This is a genomic window from Serratia proteamaculans, from assembly GCF_946227095.1.
In the GTDB taxonomy this organism is placed as follows: Bacteria; Pseudomonadota; Gammaproteobacteria; order Enterobacterales; family Enterobacteriaceae; genus Serratia; species Serratia proteamaculans_E.
Window position 1 is genome coordinate 154991 of record NZ_CAMISV010000002.1, and the last position, 19398, is coordinate 174388.

At 55.4% G+C, this 19398-nt stretch carries 14 protein-coding genes and 1 pseudogene; 9 read left to right on the top strand and 6 right to left on the bottom strand.

What is annotated here, in order from left to right; all coding sequences use genetic code 11:
- Positions 1 to 22: 22 nt before the first annotated feature.
- Positions 23 to 937, bottom strand: a complete 915-nt coding sequence (locus OC597_RS04425) for a LysR family transcriptional regulator (RefSeq protein ID WP_261254175.1) — start codon at positions 935 to 937, stop codon at positions 23 to 25.
- A 104-nt stretch (positions 938 to 1041) separates the two neighbouring features.
- Between OC597_RS04425 and OC597_RS04430 the strand changes: the two genes are divergently transcribed.
- Positions 1042 to 1440: a GlcG/HbpS family heme-binding protein gene (locus OC597_RS04430; RefSeq protein WP_261284642.1), complete on the top strand. Its 399-nt coding sequence runs from the start codon at positions 1042 to 1044 to the stop codon at positions 1438 to 1440.
- Positions 1441 to 1644: 204 nt separating this feature from the next.
- Positions 1645 to 2421, top strand: a pseudogene (locus OC597_RS04435) (SDR family oxidoreductase).
- A 48-nt stretch (positions 2422 to 2469) separates the two neighbouring features.
- On the opposite strand, the gene ggt reads toward OC597_RS04435, so the two are convergent.
- Together ggt and OC597_RS04445 are read right to left on the bottom strand one after the other, a co-directional pair.
- Positions 2470 to 4143, bottom strand: a complete 1674-nt coding sequence (ggt, locus tag OC597_RS04440; protein ID WP_262207709.1) for a gamma-glutamyltransferase — start codon at positions 4141 to 4143, stop codon at positions 2470 to 2472.
- 151 nt (positions 4144 to 4294) lie between these two features.
- Positions 4295 to 5158, bottom strand: a complete 864-nt coding sequence (locus OC597_RS04445; protein WP_261423942.1) for a LysR substrate-binding domain-containing protein — start codon at positions 5156 to 5158, stop codon at positions 4295 to 4297.
- 148 nt (positions 5159 to 5306) lie between these two features.
- Between OC597_RS04445 and OC597_RS04450 the strand changes: the two genes are divergently transcribed.
- Positions 5307 to 6434, top strand: a complete 1128-nt coding sequence (locus OC597_RS04450; protein WP_262207710.1) for an agmatine deiminase family protein — start codon at positions 5307 to 5309, stop codon at positions 6432 to 6434.
- A 67-nt stretch (positions 6435 to 6501) separates the two neighbouring features.
- On the opposite strand, the gene OC597_RS04455 is transcribed toward OC597_RS04450, so the two are convergent.
- Entirely contained in the window at positions 6502 to 7200 is a 699-nt protein-coding gene (locus OC597_RS04455; RefSeq protein ID WP_261463520.1) for a TetR/AcrR family transcriptional regulator, read from the bottom strand.
- Between the two features lie 43 nt (positions 7201 to 7243).
- Between OC597_RS04455 and OC597_RS04460 the strand changes: the two genes are divergently transcribed.
- The 5 genes from OC597_RS04460 to OC597_RS04480 all read left to right on the top strand — a co-directional run bounded on the left by OC597_RS04460 (position 7244) and on the right by OC597_RS04480 (position 15234).
- Positions 7244 to 8758 (top strand): MDR family MFS transporter, encoded by a 1515-nt coding sequence (locus tag OC597_RS04460; protein ID WP_261284638.1) that lies wholly within the window; start codon positions 7244 to 7246, stop codon positions 8756 to 8758.
- A 147-nt stretch (positions 8759 to 8905) separates the two neighbouring features.
- Complete coding sequence (locus OC597_RS04465) at positions 8906 to 10060, top strand: efflux RND transporter periplasmic adaptor subunit (RefSeq protein WP_261423940.1); 1155 nt, start codon at positions 8906 to 8908, stop codon at positions 10058 to 10060.
- A 2-nt stretch (positions 10061 to 10062) separates the two neighbouring features.
- Entirely contained in the window at positions 10063 to 13218 is a 3156-nt protein-coding gene (locus OC597_RS04470; RefSeq protein ID WP_261463522.1) for an efflux RND transporter permease subunit, read from the top strand.
- Position 13219: 1 nt separating this feature from the next.
- Positions 13220 to 14674 carry an efflux transporter outer membrane subunit gene (locus OC597_RS04475; protein WP_262207711.1) on the top strand — a complete coding sequence of 485 codons (1455 nt, stop codon included), beginning with the start codon at positions 13220 to 13222 and terminating at the stop codon, positions 14672 to 14674.
- 182 nt (positions 14675 to 14856) lie between these two features.
- Positions 14857 to 15234 carry a DUF1493 family protein gene (locus OC597_RS04480; protein WP_262207712.1) on the top strand — a complete coding sequence of 126 codons (378 nt, stop codon included), beginning with the start codon at positions 14857 to 14859 and terminating at the stop codon, positions 15232 to 15234.
- Positions 15235 to 15349: 115 nt separating this feature from the next.
- Here the strand turns inward: OC597_RS04480 and OC597_RS04485 are convergent, their stop codons facing one another.
- The gene (locus OC597_RS04485; RefSeq protein ID WP_262207713.1) at positions 15350 to 15919 is read right to left on the bottom strand and encodes a DJ-1/PfpI family protein; all 570 of its coding nucleotides are present in this window, start codon (positions 15917 to 15919) and stop codon (positions 15350 to 15352) included.
- Positions 15920 to 16131: 212 nt separating this feature from the next.
- Here OC597_RS04485 and OC597_RS04490 point away from each other — a divergent pair, with 212 nt between their 5' ends.
- On the top strand, positions 16132 to 17670 hold the full coding sequence (locus OC597_RS04490) for a long-chain-fatty-acid--CoA ligase (protein WP_262207714.1): 1539 nt from the start codon (positions 16132 to 16134) through the stop codon (positions 17668 to 17670).
- Positions 17671 to 17725: 55 nt separating this feature from the next.
- Here the strand turns inward: OC597_RS04490 and OC597_RS04495 are convergent, their stop codons facing one another.
- Entirely contained in the window at positions 17726 to 19000 is a 1275-nt protein-coding gene (locus tag OC597_RS04495) for a Glu/Leu/Phe/Val family dehydrogenase (RefSeq protein WP_261254241.1), read from the bottom strand.
- Between the last annotated feature and the right edge of the window lie 398 nt (positions 19001 to 19398).

The window sequence follows — 19398 nt, forward strand, 5'->3', positions numbered from 1 at the left end:
CCCCGTGATGACGGGGCAGGCTTCACCACGACAGCGTCTGGCTGTGGCGTTTTAATTCATCAATAAATACCCTGACTTTTTTGGGTACATATTTGCGGTTGGCGTAATAGACCCACATCGGTGGCAGTGGGCGGCAATACCCCGGCATTATTTCGATCAAGGTCCCCGCCTCAAGCTCTTGTTTGATCCTGTGCCGTAAAAACACATGAGCAATGCCAATGCCCGCCCGAGCGGCCTCAATAATAGCCTCGGTGTTGTCGGTAATAAACACTCCCGGCAGGTCAATGTCATGATCTTGCTCGCCATCGGTCAGCGACCACTTATGCAATATGCCACGGTCGGGGAAGCGAAAACGTATGCAACGATGTTGCTGTAACTCGGCAATATTCGTTGGAGCCGCATATTTTGCAATATAATCGCGTGAGGCGATAAGGGCACAAGGCAGTGCCGGAGTTATTTGTACGCCAACCATGCCGGGTTGTAATTTATCCGCCAGCCGAATACCCACATCGATCCGCTCCTGAATAATGTCTATCAGATGATCTTCGTAATTTATTTCCAGGGTGATCTGCGCATAAAGTCGGTTGAATTCTGCCAGGAATGGCGCTTTAAGCAGTTCTTTTGCCATTTGTACGGCGGTGATGCGCAGATGGCCAGACGGCAGGTCCTGACTCTGATGCAGGCCTTCGCGGGCATTAAGTATATGTTGATAAAAAGGCGCCACACTTTGATAGAACCACTCACCGGCCTCACTGAGACTGACGCTACGCGTCGAGCGATGAAACAGCTTCACCGCCAGTTCGGTTTCCAGTTGCCCGATCCTCAGGCTGACTGCGGCTGGCGTGACGCTGAGCATGGCGGCTGCGCGAGAGAAATTGCCGGCTTCGACCACGGTCAAAAACAGGTGAATGCCGTTAAGCGGATCTTGTCTATTCATAAGATAAACTAACAACTGTTGTCAGGTGAGTGGGTATTGTTCACATCCTAGCGCAACTTTATAGTTTCCCCCAGTTTCGTATTTATTAACGGGGGTTACTTGCCATGTCAGGAACGTTCTCGCTGGATTATGCCCAGCAGATTATTGCCAAAGGGGTCAGCACCGCGCAACAGCAGGGGTTGGCGGTTTGTATTTGTGTCTATGATGACGGCGCCAATATGATCGCCTTTGCCCGCATGGATAATACCCCGCTGGGGGCCATTGATTTAGCCCAAAGGAAAGCGAAAACTTCAGCGTTATTTCGTATTCCCAGTGCCGACTTGGGCCGGCTCTCTGGTTCAGGACAAGAGTTGTGGTCGATTGAGCACAGCAATCAGGGGCTGGCTTCTTTTGCCGGCGGACTGCCAGTCTATTCATCTGCGAATGAATTTATTGGCGCAATTGGCATTTCCGGCGCCAAGTCTCATGAGGATGCTTATATTGCAGAGACCAGTCTGAAATAAATACCATACCAGTATTAAGTACATTCATTAAATAAAGCGATATCTAACCATTTATACCATTCTGCCTCGGCAGAAGGAGGCTGCATGCCTGAAATAACCCGCAGGAAATTTATTATCAGCAGCGGCGTGGTGGCGGCGACGTCGGTGTTACCCGCTGTAACCCTGAGTGCTAGCCCTATCAATGTGAACAGAGGAAATAATCAGATGGTTAATAAAACAGTATTAGTGACAGGCGCAGGGTCCGGTTTTGGCCGGGAGGTTTCACTGGCACTGGCAGCGCGCGGGCATAAGGTGATCGCCGGTGTCCAGCTCACGCCGCAGGTCACCCAGTTGCTTGAGGCTGCCAAACAGCGCGGCGTTACGCTGCAGGTTGAAAAACTGGATATTTTGGACCGCAGGGATCGGGAGTATGCGTGGAAATGGGATATTGACGTGTTGTTCAACAATGCCGGTATTGCCGAAGCCGGTGCGGTGGCAGAAATGCCTATCGACGTGCTGCGATCCTAGTTTGAGACCAACGTATTTTCCAGTATGGCGCTGACTCAGGGGTTTATTAAACAAATGGTGGGGCGTAAGAGCGGCAAGATAGTGTTCGTTTCTTCCGTTGCCGGCTTGCTGACCGGCGCTTTTACCGGCGCTTATTGTGCGTCCAAACATGCACTGGAGGCGATTGCCGAATCCTTGCGCATGGAGCTGGCCGATTTTGGCGTGAAGGTGGCCACGGTCAACCCCGGCCCTTATCTGACCGGCTTTAATGATCGCATGATGGAAAGTTTCAAAGTGTGGTACGACCCTAAGGTGAACTTTATTGACCACAGCAAGCTCAAGTTCCCTTTCGATCAGTTCGATCCGCAGGAGATGGTGGACAAAATGGTCAGCGTTATCGAAGAAGAGAATGGTTTGTTCCGCAACCTGCTGCCTGAGTCCTTCATTGAGGTAGTGAAGAACGATCAGAGGGACGGTTGGACGCGTAAGCAGTAACACCATGTTGGCCGGCCCGGTTGCTGTCACCGGGCCGGCCATTTTCAATTATTTCTTCACTACCAGGCCTACGCCGCGGCCACGTGGGTCAGATGCCGTCTCTGGCGTATCACCGTTGACGCGGATCACCTGAATATCCCCCATATACCAGCCCTGATCTTCCAGCTTATAGCCCATCGCTTTCAACTGTTCGGCCACTTTGCCGGTCAGCGGGGCAAAGCCATCATAGAAGATGGTATCTTTCGGCAGCAGTTGGTGATGAACGCGCTGGGCGGCCACCGCTTTGTCCAATGGCAACTGATAATCATAAATATTGTTTATCACCTGGAAAATCGAGGTAAAAATGCGCGAACCGCCGGGAGTGCCGATCACCAGACTGACGTTACCGTCGCGGGTGATAATGGTCGGGCTCATGGAAGAGAGCATGCGTTTGCCCGGCTCAATGGCATTGGCGTCGCTACCGACCACGCCGAAGGCGTTAGCCACGCCCGGTTTGGCGCTGAAGTCGTCCATTTCATCATTCAGCAGGAAGCCGGCGCCTTTCACCACCACGCCGCTGCCGAAGTCCCAGTTCAGCGTGTAGGTGTTGCTGACGGCGTTGCCCTGTGCATCAACAATCGAGAAATGGGTAGTTTGGTGCGGCTCCAGACCCGGCCGTACTTTTTCGGTCGGTGAAATGGCCGTCGGGTTGATTTCCGCCGCGCGTTTTTGCAGGTAGTCCGGGGCGATTAACTGGGCAACCGGGACCTTGGCGAAGTCGGGGTCGCCGAGATAATCGGCACGATCGGCAAATACGCGTTTTTCAATTTCCGACAGCAGGTGAATATAACGCGCCGAGTTCAGTTCCACTCCTTTGAAATCGGCAGCGCGATCCTCTTTGATGCCCAGTAACTGAGCCAGCGCGATGCCGCCAGAGCTGGGCAGCGGGGCGGTGTAAAGGGTGTTGCCACGCCAGGAAATCTGCATCGGATCGCGCCATTTCACTCGATAGTCCGTCAGGTCCGCCTGGGTGATCAGGCCGCCATCATGCTGCATTTGGGCCACCAGCAGTTTGGCCGTTTCCCCCTGATAGAAATCGTCCGCGCCTTTATTGGCGATACGCTCCAGCGTTTTGGCCAGCTCCGGCTGTTTAAACACCGCGCCGGGTTTCATGCTGCCAAAGTAATCGCCGAAGTTGGTTTGACCGGCGAACAGCTTGTTGGCGTCCTCACGGTACTGATATTGCTGATCGGCCACCTTAAAGCCCTGCTGCGCGTAACCGATCGCCGGGGTCAGCAACTCGGCCCAAGGCAATTTGCCGAAGCGTTTGTGCGCTTCCCACAGCCCCAGCACCGTGCCCGGCACGCCGGCCGCTTTGGTGCCCACCAGGCTGAGGTTTTCAATTACCTCGCCTTTATCGTTCAGGTACATGGTTTTGGTGGCGGCTTTGGGGGCGATTTCACGGTAATCGAGGAAGTAGGGCTTGCCGTCGACGTACAGCGTCATAAAACCGCCGCCGCCAATGTTACCGGCTTCCGGATAGGTCACCGCCAGGGTAAAAGCGGTAGCGACCGCCGCATCGACCGCGTTGCCGCCGGCCTGCAAAATTTGTGCGGCCACTTTGGCACCGTATTGGTCAGGTGCGGCCACGGCGCCGGCGTTGAGATTTGCGGCCCAGGTTGAAGGGCTGAGGGTGGCAATCGCCACGCTGAGTGCTAAGGTTTTCAATAAGCCAGAATGCATAGCGGTTCCTTTTCGAATTGAACGATGACAGGTGAATTCAATCTCAACAATCACTTAGCGCCGTTGTATGAGGTTTTAAGGCGCCTGATTGAAGGTAGCACCGCTCAATCCGACCTGCTTTATCTGCCGCATGGATCCGTGAGCTGGAACGTTAAATTGGCGGCGGCAATTGAGTTAGCAACCACTCACAAAACTGCCGAGTATGCGGGCTGCTTTCACTGTCACGGTGGACAAGCCAGGCCCAGTGGGGGCCGCGCACACTTTGTTCCGTCAGCGGTTGCAACACCCCTTTTGCCAGCGCCTGCTGTGCCAGCAATTGGCTGACCAGCGCGATGCCCAGGCCGTCGCAGGCGGCGTCCAATAACAGGCCCGGGTCTGAGAAATTCAATCCATGGCTGCTTTGCCCCAGATTGACGCCGCCCTGAACGGCCCAATGACTCCAGTCCATCTCACGCTCGCCGTGCAGGGTGGTGCGGTGCTCAGCGTCAAGTTTTAGCAGGTCAGGATGGCAAGCCGGATAGAGCCGATCCTGATGCAGTATTTGGAAGCTGCATTCAGCCTGCGCGCTGAGGTCGTCACGGATCGCCAGATCGACGGTTTCCGTCACCATATCCGGGGGATCAAAGCTGGTGAACAGCCAAAGATCGATATCCGGGTGCAGCCGATTAAAGCTCTTCAGGCGTGGCACCAGCCAGTGGCGGGCAAACGCCGGAGTGGTGTTGACGATCAGTTGGTTAGGTTTGCGGTATTGCTCCAGACGGCGGATGCCGACCGCTAATTGTTGCAGCATCACCTGGGCGGTGCTGTAGAGATCGTGCCCGGCATCGGTCAGGCTGACGCTGCGACCACTGCGAAAAAACAAGGGTTGTTCCAGAAAGGCTTCCAGGCTGCGTATCTGTTGACTGATGGCTGACTGAGTGAGGTGCAGTTCATCGGCGGCCTGGTGGAAACTGCCCAAGCGGGCTGCGGCTTCAAAACCGCGTAACGCGTTCATTGGGGGCCAGTGCTTTAGCATTATTGATAAGCCTATCTAATCAGGTGTCCGCTAAATGTATCGTTTGTTATGACCGCACTGGAAGCCTTAACATGTATTACATCGAAATCACGCCGTCTTTCACTGAACAGAATACCTTATTTCAATGACGGCAATACAGGAGCAAACCATGTCAACGCGTCGTGAATTTATTAAGCAGGCATCCCTGATTGCCGGCATGAGCCTAACGGCATCCATGGGGCTGACGTTACCTGCCCATGCAGCGCAAGCCGTGCGCGGAGAAGGCTGGCGCATGCCGGATGAAGGCGAGGAGCAACAACGTGCGTTTATCGCCTTCGGGGCCCAACGGGCTATTTGGGCTGATTATACTTCGGGTGTGCAGAGCGCCCTGGGACGGATAGCTCGCGCCATTGCTCAATATCAGCCGTTAACGGTGTTTTGCCGAGAGAGTGAACGCCGGTTGGCTGAGGAGAAATGCGGCAGCCACAATGTGACCTATATTGTTACCGAACTCGATGATATTTGGATGCGTGATATTGGCGCCAATTTTGTCATCAACGATACGGGCAAACTGGGGGCCGTGGACTTTAACTTTAACGGCTGGGGCAACAAACAGCAGCACACCTATGATGCGCGTCTGGCGGCGTTTGAAGCTAATCATTACGGCGTCGCCAATATACGGTGCAGCGGCCTGGTAGGCGAAGGCGGCGGCATAGAAGTGGATGGTCATGGCACCGGTATCATGACCGAAAGCAGTTGGGTCAACAATAACCGCAACCCAGGCTGGAGTCGTGACCGGGTAGAACAAGAGTTGAAGGAGATGCTCGGCCTGCGCAAAATCATCTGGCTGCCGGGGATTAAAGGTAAGGATATTACCGATGCCCACGTCGATTTCTACGCCCGTTTTGCCAGCCCGGGAGTGGTGGTGGCCAATCTGGACACCGATCCTGACTCTTACGACCATAAAGTCACTCAGGCGCATTTGGCGATCCTCAAACAAGCGACCGATGCCGATGGCCGCAAGTTACAGGTGCACACCATGTCACCGCCGATGGAACCGCGTCGCAGCCGTTTCAGTAAAGGGAACCCGGATTTTGCTGCGGGATACATCAATTACTTTGTGATCAACGGTGCGGTCATCGCCCCTGAGTTTGGCGACCCAGAGGCAGATGCTGAAGCGTTGCGATTATTAAACGAGCTTTATCCGGATCGTGAAGTGGTGCAATTGGATATTGATGCCATCGCCGCTGGCGGCGGCGGTATTCACTGTGTCACCAACCAACTGCCGGCCGTTTAAATCCGCCAGTAGGCAGGGCCAGCTTTGGCTCTGCCTCCCCCCAGCGTAAATCTCAAAAACAAAAAAATCACTTGGCCAACGGTCCCAGGCCGTGGGTCAGCAGCGTAATGGCGTGGCGGGCGATGACATCGGCGCTCAATGGGTTGCTGTCATCACGCTGCCATTTGGGCGCGGTGGCCAACGGCAGTAACGTCATGCCAAACAGGGTGATAAACAATAACGAGGGCTCCAGCCCGGCATGCAGTTTGCCTTCCGCCTGCCAACGGATGATCGATTGCAGTGCAGATTTACGCTGGATATCACCAAAACGCTCGTTCATGCGCTGCTTCAATACGCCGTTATCACTCATCACCTCACGCAGCCACAGCGGGGGAAACCACGGATGATCGCTGGATATATCGATAAACCGCTGCGCCAGTTGGGTAATGGCAGCCACCGGATCGTCCGCATTGGCGTCAAAAACGCTGCTGGCAGCGAGCCTCACCGGCAGGAAACGTTCGTCGATCAGCACATCCAACAACTGTTCACGGTTGTGAAAGTAGTAGTGCAGCATGGCTGGAGTAACACCGGCCTCACGGGCGATGGCGTTCAACGAAGTATCGGCAATGCCTTGACGGGCAAACATATTTAGCGCCGTGTTGAGCAGGTGCTCGCGTTTTTCTGCGCCATTAGCGCTGCCGCTAGGGCGACCGGGGCGGCGCGGTTTTTGAACGTTTTGTGCTGTCATCGCGGTGAGATCCATTGACCTGAGAAATGAATAACTCATATATTAATTACTCGATTAATTAATTACAAGCAGGCTCAGCTAAATGGGTATTGATAACCTGGCAGGCATCGAAGAAAACGGCAGGGCGTCCGAGCAGGCACCCTCGATCCGTTTGCTGTTCTCCGCGCTGCTGCTGGTGATGCTGCTGGCAGCGCTCGATCAGACCATTGTCTCCACCGCGCTGCCAACCATCGTTGGCGAATTCGGTGGCCTGGAGAATCTATCGTGGGTAGTGACCGCCTATCTGTTGGCGTCGACCATTGTGGTGCCGCTGTATGGCAAGTTCGGCGATCTATTCGGTCGCAAGATCGTGCTGCAGATCGCCATTGTGGTGTTTTTACTCGGCTCGGTGTTATGCGGGCTGGCGCAAAACATGACCCAATTGATCCTGATGCGTGCGCTGCAGGGACTGGGCGGCGGTGGCTTACTGGTGGTGACCATGGCGGTGGTCGGTGATGTTATTCCACCGGCCGATCGCGGGCGCTATCAGGGGCTGTTTGGCGGGGTGTTTGGCCTGGCGACGGTAGTCGGTCCGCTGATCGGCGGGGTGCTGGTACAACATTTCTCCTGGCGTTGGATCTTCTATATCAACCTGCCGCTGGGGATCTTCGCGCTGTTGGTGATCGGCGCGGTGTTCCAGTCCAAGGTTAACCGGGTGAAGCACGAAATTGACTTTCTGGGAGCCAGTTATCTGGCTGCCGCGTTGACCTGCATCATCCTGTTTACCAGCCAGGGCGGTACGGTCATGGCCTGGTCGGATGGCCAACTGTGGTGCATTTTGGCCTTTGCGTTGGTGTCGTTGGGCGGTTTTATCTACGAAGAACGGCTGGCGAGCGAGCCGATCATTCCGCTCGGGCTGTTTCGCAACCGGACCTTTGTGCTCTGTGCGCTGATCGGTTTTATCGTTGGCATGTCGCTGTTTGGTTCGGTGACCTTCCTGCCACTGTATTTGCAGGTGGTGAAGGACTCAACGCCGACCCAGGCCGGGATGCAACTGCTGCCGCTGATGGGAGGGATCATGCTCAGCTCGATCGTCAGCGGTCGGTTAATCAGCAAGCGCGGTAAATACCGTATTTTCCCGATTATTGGCACCCTGTGTGCTCTGGCAGGGATGGTGTTGTTGGGGACGCTGAAAAACACGACCCCGGTGCATTTGCTGTACGTCTACATCAGCCTGCTGGGGTTGGGACTGGGTATGGTGATGCAGGTGATGATCCTGGCGGCGCAAAATAGCGTTGAGCCAAAACATATGGGGGTCGCGACCTCCAGCGCTACGCTGTTCCGTTCGATAGGCGGTTCTATCGGCGTGGCGGTGTTCGGCGCGATCTTTACCAATGTGCTGCACAGTCGCCTGACCACCTTGCTGCCGGAAGGTGCGGAGCTGCCTCGTTCACTGGGCGCCGATGCCGTGCACCATCTGCCGGCGGAACTGCAACGTGACTATTTACTGGCCTTCGGTGGGGCGATCCACTCGGTGTATCAGATTGCGGCTGGGGTGATGGCGCTGGCCTTTGCACTGACCTGGCTGTTGAAAGACGTGCCTCTGCGCAAGAAGTAACCCTGAGCCGGTGCGAGAAAGGAGTGCGTACCGGCTCTCCTCATGCTCTGTGGTGCACTTTTACTCAATCCTTACGTTACCCTGTCAGACTAAAAACATCGCTTTCTATATATTGAGAATAAACGTTCTCAATAGGATGGAAAGTTGATGCAAAGGAAAAAGGTTTTACTGGTCAGCCTGTCGCTGTTGCTGGCCGCCTGTGATGGCCAAACCGGTAGTGCAACTACCGGGGCAGGCAGCGTGCAGGAGGTGGGTGTGGCAACGCTGCAGCCGCAAGCGGTCACGCTGAGCAGTGACCTGACGGGGCGGGTAAACGCCACCATGACCTCAGATGTTCGTCCGCAGGTGGAGGGCATCATCAAAAAACGCCTGTTTACCGAAGGTGCCGAGGTTAAAGCGGGTCAGGTGTTGTATCAAATCGACCCCGCGACCTACCAGGCCAGTTACGATCAGGCCGCCGCCCAGTTGAAAAGTGCCCAGGCCACGGTCAATTCAAGCCGTCTGAAGGCTCAGCGCTATGCCGCGCTGGTGAAAGAAAATGGCGTTTCCAAACAGGATGCGGATGATGCCATGGCGACCTATCTGGAAGCGGTAGCCGCCGTCGCGCAGTATCAGGCGGCGCTGGAAACCACTAAAATCAATCTCGCCTATACCCAGGTGCGCGCGCCGATTTCCGGCCGTATCGGTATCTCTTCGGTCACGCCGGGGGCGCTGGTGACCGCCAGCCAGACCGATGCTCTGGCGACCATTCGTGCGCTCGATCCGGTCTATGTCGATCTCACCCAGTCCAGCAGCCAACTGCTTAAGCTGCGCAAACAGCAAGCTTCGTTGCAACGTGACGATGTCACGCCAGTGGCGATCAACCTCGAAGACGGCACGCCCTATACCCACCCTGGCAAGCTGGAGCTGACGGAAGTGTCGGTGGACGAGTCTACCGGTTCCGTCACGCTGCGCGCCGTGTTCCCTAACCCTGAGCATGAATTACTGCCGGGAATGTATGTGCACGCCAGGGTAGACAACGGTGTCGACCCCAAAGGGATTTTGGCGCCGCAGCAAGGCATTACCCGCAATGCCAAGGGCGAAGCGACCGCACTGGTGGTTAACGCGCAAAACAAGGTGGAGCAACGCACGGTCACCACCGAGCAGGTTATCGGCAACCACTGGCTGGTCAGCAAAGGCTTGAATGCCGGCGATCGGTTGATCGTCGAAGGCACCAATAAGGTGGCTGCCGGCGTTGAGGTCAAGGCGGTTGAGGTGAAAGAAACGGCGGATAGCGCCGCAGTTAACGGCGGGGAGCAGTAACCATGGCGCAGTTCTTTATCCGTCGCCCGGTATTTGCCTGGGTGATTGCGATCATCATCATGCTGTGCGGCCTGATGTCGATCAACTCGCTGCCTATTTCGCAATATCCGGACGTTTCGCCACCGCAGATTTCCATTTCCGCCACCTATCCAGGGGCCGATGCGGAGACTCTGGAAAACAGCGTTACCCAGGTGATCGAGCAGCAGCTGACCGGCCTGGACGGGCTACTTTATTTCTCGGCGACCAGCAGCTCTGACGGCTCGGTGAGCATCAATGTCACCTTTGATCAGGGCACTGACCCGGATATCGCTCAGGTACAGGTGCAAAACAAGGTACAGCAGGCGGAAAGCCGTTTGCCGACCGAGGTGACGGCGCAAGGGGTGACGGTCAAGAAATCCCAGAGCAGCTTTTTGCTGATCGTCGGGCTGTATGACGAAACTGACAAGGCCAGTATGGCGGACATATCCGACTATCTGGTGAGTAATATTCAGGATCCGCTGTCGCGCATCGACGGTGTCGGTGACGTACAGGTATTCGGGTCAGAATACGCGATGCGCATCTGGCTGAACCCGACCAAACTGGCGTCCTATTCACTGATGCCGTCCGATGTCGAAACGGCGGTTGAGGCGCAAAATACCCAGGTTTCCGCCGGTAAGGTTGGCGATTTGCCGTCTGGCGCCGATCAGCAATTGACCGCCACGGTGAAGGCGCAGTCGCGGCTGCAAACGCCGGAGCAGTTCCGCAATATCATTCTGAAAAGTGACAGTAGCGGGGCCCTGGTGCGTCTGGGTGATGTGGCGCGGGTTGAGTTGGGCAATGAGGATTACTCCTCCAGTGCCCGCTTGAATGGCCATCCGGCATCAGGTATTGCGGTCAAACTGGCCGCCGGGGCTAACGCGCTGAATACCGCCAAACTGGTCAAGGCCAAGGTGGCGGAATACCAAAGCTCGATGCCAAACGGTTACAAGGTGGCCTATCCGAAAGACAGCACCGACTTTATTAATATCTCGATCGAAGAAGTAGTGAAAACCTTGGTCGAGGCGGTGGTGTTGGTAGTGATCGTGATGTTTGTGTTCCTGCAGAATTTGCGCACCACGCTGATCCCGACCATTACCGTGCCGGTGGTACTGCTGGGGACCTTTGGCGTACTCGCTGCCTTCGGCTATTCGATCAACACCCTGACGCTGTTTGGCATGGTGTTGGCGATTGGGCTGTTGGTGGATGATGCCATTGTGGTGGTGGAGAACGTCGAGCGGGTTATGCGGGAAGATAAACTGCCGCCGCGCGAGGCGACAGAAAAGTCGATGAAGGAGATCACCGGCGCACTGGTGGGCATTGCCCTGGTGCTGTCGGCGGTGTTTCTGCCGATGGCGTTCTTCGGCGGTTCCACCGGGGTGATCTACCGCCAGTTCTCGGTGACTATCGTGGCTTCTATGGTGCTGTCGGTGATCCTGGCGTTGACGCTGGCACCGGCGCTGTGCGCCACCTTGCTGAAACCCGCACACGGGGAGCTGACTAACAAAGGCCTGCTGGGTAAATTTAACCGTGGTTATAACCGCTTGCAGGAGAAGTATGCCGACAAGGTCGGCCGGGTGATCCACAGCCCGATGCGCTATCTGTTGCTATACGGCCTGTTGCTGATTGCCGCCGCCGTGATGTACATGCGGCTGCCGACCGGCTTCTTGCCCAATGAAGATCAGGGCGTGGTGATGGTGCAGTACACGCTGCCGGCCGGGGCGACCAATGCCCGTACCTCGGCGGTCAGCGACGAGGTGAAGGATTACTTCCTCAACGACGAGAAGGCCAACGTCAGTACTATCTTCACCATTAACGGTTTTGGTTTCAGCGGCAGCGGACAAAACGCCGGTATGGCCTTCGTCAGCCTGAAAGACTGGAGTCTGCGCGCCGGCAGTGCCAATAACGCCGATGCAATTGCCAAACGTGCGATGGCGCACTTCGCCAAGATCCGCGACGCCCAGGTGTTCTCGATGAGCCCACCGGCGATTGATGGCTTTGGCCAGTCCGACGGTTTCACCTTCGAACTGCAAGCCAAGGGGGCGACCACCCGTGCGGAGTTACAGGTGATGCGCGATCAGATTATCGCGGCGGCGGGGGAAAATTCGAGCCTGAGTGCGGTGCGCGCCAATACCTTACCTGACACCCCACAACTGCAGGTGGAGATCGACAATAGCAAACTGCAGGCGTTAGGGCTGAGCGCCAGCGACGTCAGCAGCACACTCACCAGCGCATTTGGCAGCACCTATATCAACGACTTTATCGACCGTAACCGGGTGAAAAAAGTCTATATGCAGGGTGATGTGGAATACCGTTCAAAGCCGGAAGATCTCGATAAATGGTTTGTGAGTGGCACCTCTAGCAGCTCGGGCACCAGCATGACACCGTTCTCGGCCTTTGCCTCTTCCCACTGGATCTACGGGCCGGAAAACTTGTCACGCTACAACGGTCTGTCATCGTTTGAGATCACCGGTGAGGGTGCAGCCGGTGCCAGTTCTGGTACGGCGATGGATGAGATGGAAAAACTGGCGGCGAAATACTCCTCCGCCAGCAGCTTCTCCTGGAGCGGGCTGTCTTATCAGGAGCGCCTGACCAGCGGGCAGGCAGCCTCGCTGTATGCCATTTCACTGGTGGTGGTATTCCTGTGCCTGGCCGCGCTGTACGAGAGCTGGTCAATTCCGTTTGCGGTGATGATGGTGGTGCCGATGGGCGTGGTCGGCTCGCTGTTGGCGATCACCCTGCGTGGCCTGGAAAACGATATTTACTTCCAGGTGGCGCTGTTAACCATCATCGGCCTGTCAGCCAAGAACGCCATTCTGATCGTCGAATTCGCCGAAGAGAAATACCAGCGGGGCGAAACGCTAATCGCCGCGGCGGTCGAGGCCTCCCGCATGCGTTTGCGGCCGATTCTGATGACCTCACTGGCGTTTACCGCCGGTGTGTTACCGCTGGCGGTATCCAGCGGTGCCGGGGCCAACAGCCGTATCGCCATCGGCACCGGGATCATTGGCGGCACCATCACGGCAACGATACTGGCGATCTTCTTTGTTCCTTTGTTCTACGTCTTGGTACGCCGGATGTTTTCACGTAAAACCACCGCCGCCAAACCGACAGAAAATACGGCGCCACAGGCAGGAGAATAATGTGCTGCAACGTTTAATCACTCTAACCTTTCCGTTATTGCTGACGGGATGTCTCTCGCTGGATCCGGACTATCAGCGTCCACAGGCACCGGTACCTTCCACGTTGCCCCAGGGGGCGGCTTATGCTGTGCCCTCCGGTAAGTTGTCATTGAGTTACCCGGATATTCCCTGGCACGACTATGTGGTCGATGCCAAACTGCGGCAGGTGGTCGAGATGGGGCTGAGCAGCAGCCGTGACCTGCGGGAGGCCATTGCCAATATTGAATCGGCAAGAGCGCTCTATGGCGAGCAGCGTTCCGATCTGTTCCCCACCATTAACGCCGGTGTGGACGGCAGTCGTGGCCGGGCACTGACCGGTAACGGTAACGCCACGGCGATCAGCCAGAGCTATGAAGCCACGGCCGGCACCAGCGCGTTTGAGCTGGACTTGTTCGGCAAGAACCGTAGCCTGTCGCGCTCGACTTTTGAAACCTATCTGGCCGAGTCGGAGGCGGCAAAAAGCACCCGCCTGACGCTGATCGCCGATATCGTGACCGATTGGGTGAACGTGGCGGCCGAGCGCAGCAACCTGGCCGCCGCCAAAGGCACCATGGAAAGCGCCAAATTGTCGCTCGACGTGACGCGCAAAAATCAGCAAAACGGCATCTTGTCGATGGTCGATGTGGCCTCGGCGGACACGGTATATCAGCAGGCGCGTTCGGATGTGGCCAGCTACACCACCAGCGTCGCACAGGCGAAAAATGCGCTGGATCTGGTGGTGGGGCAAGGCGTGCCGGAGAACCTGTTACCCACGGATATCGCGGCGCTGTCCGGTATGATGAAAGAGCTGCCGGCAAATGTGTCTTCGCAGGTGCTGCTGAACCGGCCGGACGTGCTGGAGGCTGAACATAACCTGAAGGCGGCCAACGCCAACATCGGTTCCGCCCGTGCAGCGTTCTTCCCGTCAATCAGCCTGACCGCCAGTGGCGGAATAGGCAGCGGGGAACTGTCATCGCTGTTCAGTAAGGGGGCGGGGGTCTGGTCATTTGCACCGAGTATTAGCCTGCCGATTTTCACCGGTGGCTATAACACCGCCCAGTTGAACTACACCAAGGCGCAGAAAGACCTTTACGCCGCCACCTACGAGAAAGCGGTGCAGACGGCATTCCAAGAGACGGCCGACGCATTGGCCCGCAAAGGGACTATCCAGGAACAACTCGCGGCGCAAACCGGCTATGTGGCAGCCTCGCAGGAGTATTATCGCTTGGCAGAACTGCGTTATCGCCATGGGGTGGATACCTATCTGGTGATGCTGGACGCGCAGCGAACGCTGTATACCGCCCGTCAGTCGTTAATTACTACTCAACAAACCGAGTATCAAAACCTGATTACGCTGTATAAGGTGCTGGGTGGCGGTATTACGGCGGAGAAGCAGGGCGATGGCGTCATTGCCAATAATAGCTCCCTGACACAATAAAATTGACCGCAAGTAATAATCTTATTACGCAGGGTGGTGGCAACACTCTGCGTATTTTTATATTCATTCTGTGGTGAAAGTGTAAAGAAAAGGAAAATAGCCACCAGTGGCAGAACTCGCCACCGGAAGCAGGGTCTGAATGTTATCGCATCATTCCCGCGGCCAAATATATTGAGGTTGAAATGGATAGTGATATTCAGCAACAGGTTATTTCGGTGGTTAATAAGTATAACGCGCCCAGCCTCCTTAAGAGAGGGATAGACGTGACGCTTAATACAGAAATAAATAAAGAGCTAAACCTGTCTTTACCCAGGTCGGAGACGTTGATGTGTGGCTACTTCGATGCCTTTCGAATCGACAGCAGTAATTACAATCATGAATTGTATTTCCGTCAGGAGCCCAGGTCGGCGTCCTTATTTTCCCCATCATCTCGACGTGGAGATCATTGGGATCTTGAAATGGAAAGGATCCGACCGCTGTATGTTTATATGCTGGTACGATCCGCCCGTGCCAAACGTTGGCTCTATGATATCCATTTTCTGATGGAGCAATTAAAATGATGCTGTGACATTCAAGGTAAGCAATTCGCTATCTGTTAAATTAATTGTGTGAGAGTCATCACAACATCAAAATAAGTTTCCGGCCCGCAGAGTGATTGCGGGCCTTTTAATGCTGCTATTCCGCCAGCAGCTCAGCAAATTTCGCCAGCCATTGTGGGTGTGCCGGCCACGCCGGGGCGGTGACCAGATTGCCATCGACGTGGGCCTGATCGATACCGATGTCGGCAAAGTGCCCGTCAGCCAATTGTACTTCGGGGGCGCAGGCCGGGTAGGCGCTGCAGGTTCTGCCTTTCAACACGCCAGCGGCGGCCAGCAGCTGTGGGCCGTGACAGACGGCGGCGATCGGCTTGCGTGCCGCGTCAAAGGCCTGCACCAGCTTGATGACCTGTGGGTTGAGGCGCAGATACTCGGGCGCTCTGCCGCCGGGGATCAACAGGGCGTCATAGTTTTCTTCTTTTGCTGCCGCAAAGTCCGCGTTGAGGGTGAAGCGGTGGCCGGGTTTTTCGCTGTAGGTCTGCGCACCATCAAAATCATGGATGGCGGTCATGATGTAGTCACCTTTGACCTTATCGGGACATACCGCATCCACCTGGTGGCCAATCATTTGCAACGCCTGGAACGGCACCATGGTTTCATAATCTTCGGCGTAATCGCCGACCAACATCAGGATCTTTTTTTTGCTCATCAGGGGCTCTCCGGAGGGGGAATGATCCCTAACATATAGTCGATCGAGCGGTGGAACGCGAACCTGTACACTGGTATGACCTGGTCTATACTTTTCCTTGCCGTGGCTTTTTCGCCTCAGGCTGTTCAGGGAGAGCAACCTCAGCGAGGTAGCGCAGTATCTCAGTCGATGACTCACCGGGCTTGCCCGGTCTCTGCTTTCGAGAAAAACCCATGCTAAATCTGGCTACATTGCTTGAAGAGAGTGCGCGTTCATTTCCGGACCGTCTGGCGTTGGTGCAGGAGGAGACTCAGTTTAACTACGCCACGCTGAATCAACGGGCCAACCAGGTCGCCAACCTACTGATTGCCCGGGGAGTGCAACCGGGCGAAAGGGTGGCGCTGGCCTGCCCCAATATTTGGGAATTCCCGGCTATCTATTATGGCGTGCTAAAAGCCGGTGCGGTGGTGGTGCCGCTGAACACATTGTTAAAGGCGGGGGAGTTTGAATACTATCTGCAGGATTCACAGGCGGTGCTCTTCTTTTGCTTTGAGGGCGGTAACGGATTAACGCTGGGGGAAGAGGCGCAACGTGCATTTGATACTGCAGAGCAGTGTCGTGATTTTATCATTATCGGCGACAGCCTGCCGCTGGCAGGTGACCGTTTCAGCCAGGTTATCAGCACCCAGCCCACCGATTTTGACAGTGCCACTACGCTGGAGTCTGACACCGCCGTAATCCTTTACACCAGCGGGACCACTGGCCGCGCCAAGGGGGCCGAACTGACGCACGCCAACCTGGTGCTGAACGCGCTAGGTTCGGTACAGTTGTTCAATAGCTCGGTCGAACAGCCCGATCGCCATTTGGTGACGCTGCCGCTATTCCATACTTTTGGTTCCACCGTACAGATGAATGCCGGTTTTGCCCTGGCGGCGACGCTGGTTCTGGTGCCGCGTTTTGATGCGAAGCAGGCCATCGCGCTGATGCAAAAACACGCCATCACCTTTTTTGCCGGGGTGCCCACCATGTACTGGGCGTTACTGAACGCGCTGGATGACACTGCGGACCTTGTTCTGTTACGCAAAAACCTGCGCATGGCGGTATCCGGTGGCGCCAGTTTACCCGTGCAAATTATCGAGGACTTTGCCCAGCGCTTCGGCGTGAATATTCTGGAAGGTTACGGCTTATCGGAAACCAGCCCGGTTGCAACCTTTAACCACCCGGGGCGGGTCAATAAAGTGGGCTCTATTGGCCAGCCCATTTGGGGCATTGAAGTTCGTCTGGTTGATGTCACCGGTAAAACACTGACGGAGATAGATCAGGTTGGTGAGATTGCGGTGCGTGGCCACAACGTGATGAAAGGCTACCTTAACCGCCCGGAAGCGACGGCCGAGGTGCTGGAAAAGGGTTGGTTCAGAACCGGTGACCTGGCACGCCGTGATGCCGATGGCTTCTATTTTATCGTCGACAGATCGAAAGATGTGATTATCCGCGGCGGATTTAACGTCTACCCGCGTGAAGTTGAAGAACTGATGATCCGTCATCCGGCGGTGTCATTGGTGGCAGTGATTGGTGTACCGCATCCGTCACTTGGCGAAGAGATCAAAGCGGTGGTGGTGTTAAAGGATGTGGATGAAACGGTGACTGAAGAGCAGTTGATAACCTGGACAAAAGAGCGGCTGGCAGCGTTCAAATATCCGCGTATTGTTGAATTTGTCGAACGGTTACCGATGACCAGTACCGGCAAGGTGATGAAGCGGCTGCTGCGCTAAAAGGATCACTTGAAAATACTCCCGGCCTGCGGTGCAAGCCGGGAGGGATAACGCATTAACCTGGGTAAATGCCACGCTCTTTACGTGCGGTCAGGATACGCTCACAGGCGACGATATAAGCCGCTGTGCGCAGGCTGCACTCTTTCTCTTCGGCCTTGTTCCAAACGTGAACCATAGCGTCGGTCATGATCTTGTCCATACGCTCGTTGATCTCACTTTCGCTCCAGAAGTAGCTGGCCATGTCCTGTACCCACTCGAAGTAACTGACGGTCACGCCGCCGGCGTTACAGATTACGTCAGGTACTACGGTGATGTTGCGTGAACGCAGCACGTCGTCCGCATCTGGGTAGGTTGGGCCGTTAGCGCCTTCCAGAACCAGTTTGGCGCTGAGGATTTCTGCGCGTTGACGGGTAATCTGACCTTCCAGCGCCGCTGGGATCAGGATATCCATGTCAACGGACCAGAAAGCTTCGCTTTCGATTTCGCTGGCGCCAGGGAAGCCGGCAATCATCTTGTTCTTGGCTTGCCATTCGGTCAGTGCAGCCAGATCGATGCCGTTGGCATTGAACAGGGTCGCGGAGTGGTCCTGAATCACCACCACACGTGCGCCGATGCCCACAAACAGGCGGGCGGCTTCGCTGCCCACGTTACCAAAGCCTTGAACCGCAACTTTGGCACCTTCGATTTGTACGCCCAGACGTTTCGCCACTTCACAGCCCGTCACGAACACACCGCGACCGGTTGCTTTCTCACGACCCAGAGAACCGCCCAGATGAATAGGCTTACCGGTCACTACGCCGGTGATAGTGGTGCCGTGGTTCATGGAGTAGGTATCCATCATCCAGGCCATCACTTTGGAGTTGGTACCGACGTCCGGTGCCGGGATATCTTTCTGTGGCCCGATGATAAAACCGATTTCGCTGGTGTAGCGACGGGTCAATCTTTCCAGCTCGCCTTCAGACAGTTTGAAAGGATCGACGCGGATCCCCCCCTTGGCACCACCGTAGGGCAGGTTGACTGCCGCACATTTGATGGTCATCCAGGCTGACAGCGCCATGACTTCATCGAGATCAACGTCCGGGTGATAACGGATGCCGCCTTTACCCGGGCCGCGTGACAGGTTGTGCTGAACGCGGAAGCCTTCGAAATGGCGGATTGAACCGTCGTCCATCTGCAGTGGGATATCAACGATCAGCGCACGCTTAGGGTGACGCAGGGTATCAACCCAACGCGACAGCTCACCCAGGTAAGGTGCAACGCGGTCGATTTGTTGCAGATAGGTGGCCCAGGCCGTTGTGCTGCTTTCTGAAGCGTAGGATAGCTTTTCCATAACCAACCTTTTTTATATAGAGGTATTTATTTTGTTTAACCGTGGATTACTAAGTGCATAACACTTTTGCGACGCTAAATTTACCATTAAAAACGCGGCTTGTTAGCCCCCCCTCATCGGGCTGCGGGCCGGTTTCCAGCCGGTTTTGAGGGGTAAAAATGAATAGTTAATTACTTTTGTTTGGAGGTTGCGCGGAGTAAGCATTCTTTATGCATAAAAAATGCATAAAACTCGTTTTTATCTATTTTTCAGAAGCTTGAATGTGATCAAAAAGTTTCATTTTATTTAAGTGTCGTGTTGACAATGCCGTTTCCTGACGCCAGAGTTAAATTCATGTTAAATCTGCGTTGGTCGCGTTTTTTTCTTAACCGGGAATAATCACAACCCACTGATATAAA